The following is a 3926-nucleotide window of genomic DNA, read 5'->3' as shown; positions in this document are numbered from 1 at the left end:
TAAAGGCGCGGTTGCGCCGCCAGATAGATGCCGCCCACCACCACGACGACGAGACTGGTGGCGACGGTGCCGAGGCTGCTGAACACGCTTTGCAGCATCGCGACGACGCGGCCGCCTTCGGGCATGTAGCTGCCTGCGTGCGCCGTCACCTCGCGGCCGATTTCGCTGGTGGCGAGCCACGCCTGCACCTTGGCCCATGCGGCGGGCAGTTGCGCGAACAGGATTGTGAACTGATCCGCCATCAGGTTGCCGAACATCGCGAATGCGAACACCAGCACCAGGGTCGGCAGGATGACGGCAAGCGCCAGTGCCAGCGCGAACGGCATTTTCAGCCGCCGCCGGATCAGATGGGTGAACTTGTAGAAAATGAACGCGACCAGCATCGCCGCCGCCAGCAGCAGAATCAGATCGACCAGTTTCCACAGCAGAACGGCGGTTCCGGCGCCCGCAGCAACCACCAGTGTGCGCCTGAACAGGGTGAAGTCGCTCAGCGGCTCAGGCGCGGGTTGCTGCATGGGTTCTCCTCGTCGGGACTATGCATAGCGCAGCCCCGACGACACGCAAGATGGGCGGAGGGACCGCCGCCCTGAACCCGCGCAAGATAGGCGGCGGGACCGCCGCCCGGAGCGGATGCTTAACGGATGCCGCGTCGCTCAGCCCTGCCGGTCGCGCTGGCCAAGCAGCCTGAGGCGCAGCGCGTTCAGGCGGATGAAGCCCTTGGCGTCGCGCTGGTCGTAGGCGCCGCCGTCGTCCTCGAAGGTGACGATCTTCGGGCTGTACAGGCTGAACGGCGATTTGCGGCCCACCACCTGCACGCTGCCCTTGTAGAGCTTCAGGCGCACGGTCCCCGTCACCTTTTCCTGGCTGTGGTCGATCGCGGCTTGCAGCATCTCGCGCTCGGGGGCGAACCAGAAGCCGTTGTAAACCAGCTCGGCGTAGCGCGGCATCAGTTCGTCTTTCAGGTGGGCGGCGCCGCGATCGAGCGTGATCGACTCGATGCCCCGGTGCGCGGCCAGCCAGATGGTGCCGCCGGGGGTTTCGTACATCCCGCGCGACTTCATGCCGACGAAGCGGTTTTCCACCAGATCGAGGCGGCCGATGCCATGCAGCTTGCCCAGGTCGTTCAGCTTTTTCAGCAGGCTGGCGGGCGACATCCCCAGGCCGTCGACCGCAACCGGGTCGCCGCGTTCGAAGTCGATGGTGATATATTGCGGCTGGTCGGGCGCGTCCTCGGGGTTGTCGGTGCGCGAATAGACATAGTCCGGCACTTCTTCCCATGGGTCTTCCAGCACCTTCCCCTCGGACGAGGTGTGCAGCAGGTTGGCGTCGGTCGAGAACGGGCTTTCGCCGCGCTTGTCCTTGGGCACGGGGATCTGGTGCTGTTCGGCAAAGGCGATCAGCGCCTCGCGGCTGGCAAGATCCCATTCGCGCCAGGGCGCGATGATGCGGATGTCGGGCGCCAGCGCATAATAGCCCAGTTCGAAGCGCACCTGATCATTGCCCTTGCCGGTCGCCCCGTGCGAGACGGCATCGGCGCCCGTCTGCCGCGCGATTTCGATCTGGCGCTTGGCGATCAGCGGCCGTGCGATCGAGGTGCCAAGCAGATACTGGCCTTCGTAAACCGCATTGGCGCGCATCATCGGCGCCACGAAATCGCCGACGAATTCCTCGCGCAGGTCGTCGATGAAGATCTGCTTCACGCCCATCAGTTCGGCCTTGGCGCGCGCGGGTTCGAGTTCCTCGCCCTGCCCGAGGTCGGCCGTGAAGGTGACGACCTCGCAGTTGTAGGTGGCCTGAAGCCATTTGAGGATGACCGAAGTGTCGAGGCCGCCGGAAAAGGCCAGCACCACTTTCTTCACCGAATCGCTCATGTTCCTGGTCGCCTGCTTTGTGCCAATGAAAAGGGAAGCGCCGCGCATAGGCGCGCCGGCGCGCCGGTGCAATCTTGGGCACGGCCTCTGGCACGGTGCGCCTGCCATGCAGTGCGCCTCAGGCGGGGCGAAGCCAGCCGCCGTGGCACCAGCCTTCGAACGCGCCGCGCCCATAGCCGACACGCACCCGCACCCATGCGCCGCGCGATTCCAGTTCGGTCACTGCCTGCCCGTCGGCCAGCGGCCCGGCGCCGAGCTTTTCGAACGCCACGCCCGGCCCGCCACGGATGTTCAGCATCGTGCCGGGCGCCCGGACTAACAGCGCCCGCCCGCCAAGGTCTGCCGGGTCGGCACGATCCGGCAGCAGCCGGCGGATCCGCTGCATCGGAAAGGCCGGGCCGGGATCGACCTTGCGGCGGCGGACGGTATCGATGTCGCGGTGGCCGAGGACATCTGTGATTGCAGGCCATGCGCGGATGCAGGCGCTGATGATATGCTCGACCGCCAGCAGTTGCGGTTCGGGAAAAAGCGGCCAGAACTGTGCTGCGGCCCCCACCCACGGGTCGCGCGCTTCCAGCAGGCCGGGGAATGGCGCAAGCCGGCTTTCGGGAACAGGCTTGCGTTCCCAGTTCAGCATTTCGCCGCTGGCCGTGCGGAAATGATAGCCGGGATTGACGATTTCGATGCCGATCGAACGCCGGTTCACCCGGCCCGCGCCCCGGAACAGGCCGAACCCCGCGTGCCAGGCGGTATCGTTGCAGCCGACCATCTGGGTGACGGCGCCATCGGTCGCGACGACGAAATGGGCGCTGGCGCGGGTGCTGGCGGATGCGAAGGTGGCGATGGCGGAATCGGCGGTATATCCCGCCGTGTAGTGCAGGACGATGCACTCGCGGCTGTCGTGGCCTTGCTGGAAATTGGGCGATAGCCGGCGTTCGGCGCCTTCCGCCCATCCATTCGATATGCGCATTGAGAACCTCCTCGGGGCGACCCTGCCTTGGCAGCTATGGCTTTGCTGCCCTGTAGGACAGCCGCCGCTGCGACGGGCCGAGGGGCTGGCGTCTTGTGAAGGAAGCGCCGGGCGGCTATCCGGACTGCCGCAGATGCCGCCATCCCAGCCTCCGAAAAAGCAGGGCAGGAAGCCCGTTCGACGCTCTCGTGCGGGGCGGTTTTTTCGTGCTGTCTTCGGCTGGGGGCTGGCGCTCGTGGTGCTGGGCGCGCTGGGGCTGGCGCTGGCGGTCGCGCTGACGATGGCGTCGCTTCCGGATTACAGCGATCTTATGAAAAGCCCGCAGGGGCAGTCGGTTGTCATCCGCGCCGCCGATGGCACCGAACTGGTGACGGTAGGCCCCAGCTACGGCCGCTGGCTGCCCTATGCCGAAATCCCCCCCACCATGACCGAGGCGATGAAAGCGGTCGAGGATCGCCGCTTCGACTGGCATCCCGGCGTCGATCCGCTGGGGATGCTGCGGGCGCTGAAGGTGAACATCGAAAGCGGCGGCAAGGTGCAGGGCGCATCGACCATCACCCAGCAGCTTGCGCGCAACCTGTTCCTGACCCGCACCCAGACCTATGGCCGCAAGATGCGCGAAGTGGTGCTGGCGCTGGCGATGGAGCGCCGATACACCAAGCAGCAGATCATGGAGGCCTATCTCAACCGCGTCTATTTCGGCGGCGGGGCCTATGGGATCGACGCCGCCAGCCGCAAGTTCTTCGGTCATCCGGCGACGCAGCTTTCGCTGGAACAGTCGGCGATCATCGCCGGTCTGGTGAAGGCCCCCAGCCGCTACGCCCCGACCGCCGATCCCGAGCGCGCGCGCGACCGGGCGATGGTGGTTCTGGACACCATGCGCGATTCGGGCGCCATCACCGCCGCCGAGGAAACCGCCGCCGACATGGCCGCGGTGCGCTTCGTCGTCGATCGCGACCAGGGCGACGTGCGCTATTACACCGACTGGGTGCTGGGCCAGCTGGACACGCTGACCGACGAGGCCGTCGAGCCGCTGGACGTGACCACCAGCCTGAACCCGCGCCATCAGGCCGCCGCCGAGGCAG

Annotated in this window: 4 protein-coding genes; 1 reads left to right on the top strand and 3 read right to left on the bottom strand. The window is 66.7% G+C overall.

Annotation, left to right across the window (positions count from 1 at the left end; translation table 11 throughout):
* The 3 genes from AC16JP_RS00625 to AC16JP_RS00615 form a co-directional block, all read right to left on the bottom strand.
* On the bottom strand, positions 1–515 hold a 515-nt coding region (locus tag AC16JP_RS00625; RefSeq protein WP_484338664.1), incomplete at its 3' end, for an AI-2E family transporter.
* A gap of 138 nt (positions 516–653) precedes the next feature.
* Positions 654–1871, bottom strand: coding sequence for an argininosuccinate synthase (locus tag AC16JP_RS00620; RefSeq protein ID WP_484338663.1), 1218 nt, complete (start codon positions 1869–1871; stop codon positions 654–656).
* Positions 1872–1989: 118 nt separating this feature from the next.
* Positions 1990–2841, bottom strand: coding sequence for an N-acetylmuramoyl-L-alanine amidase (locus AC16JP_RS00615; RefSeq protein ID WP_484338662.1), 852 nt, complete (start codon positions 2839–2841; stop codon positions 1990–1992).
* A gap of 133 nt (positions 2842–2974) precedes the next feature.
* Between AC16JP_RS00615 and AC16JP_RS00610 the strand changes: the two genes are divergently transcribed.
* Positions 2975–3926, top strand: a 952-nt coding sequence (locus AC16JP_RS00610) for a transglycosylase domain-containing protein (protein ID WP_484338661.1), incomplete at its 3' end; no start/stop codon positions are given.

Source organism: Sandaracinobacteroides sp., assembly GCF_057137845.1.
This window is presented reverse-complemented; position numbering and strand designations above follow the sequence as displayed.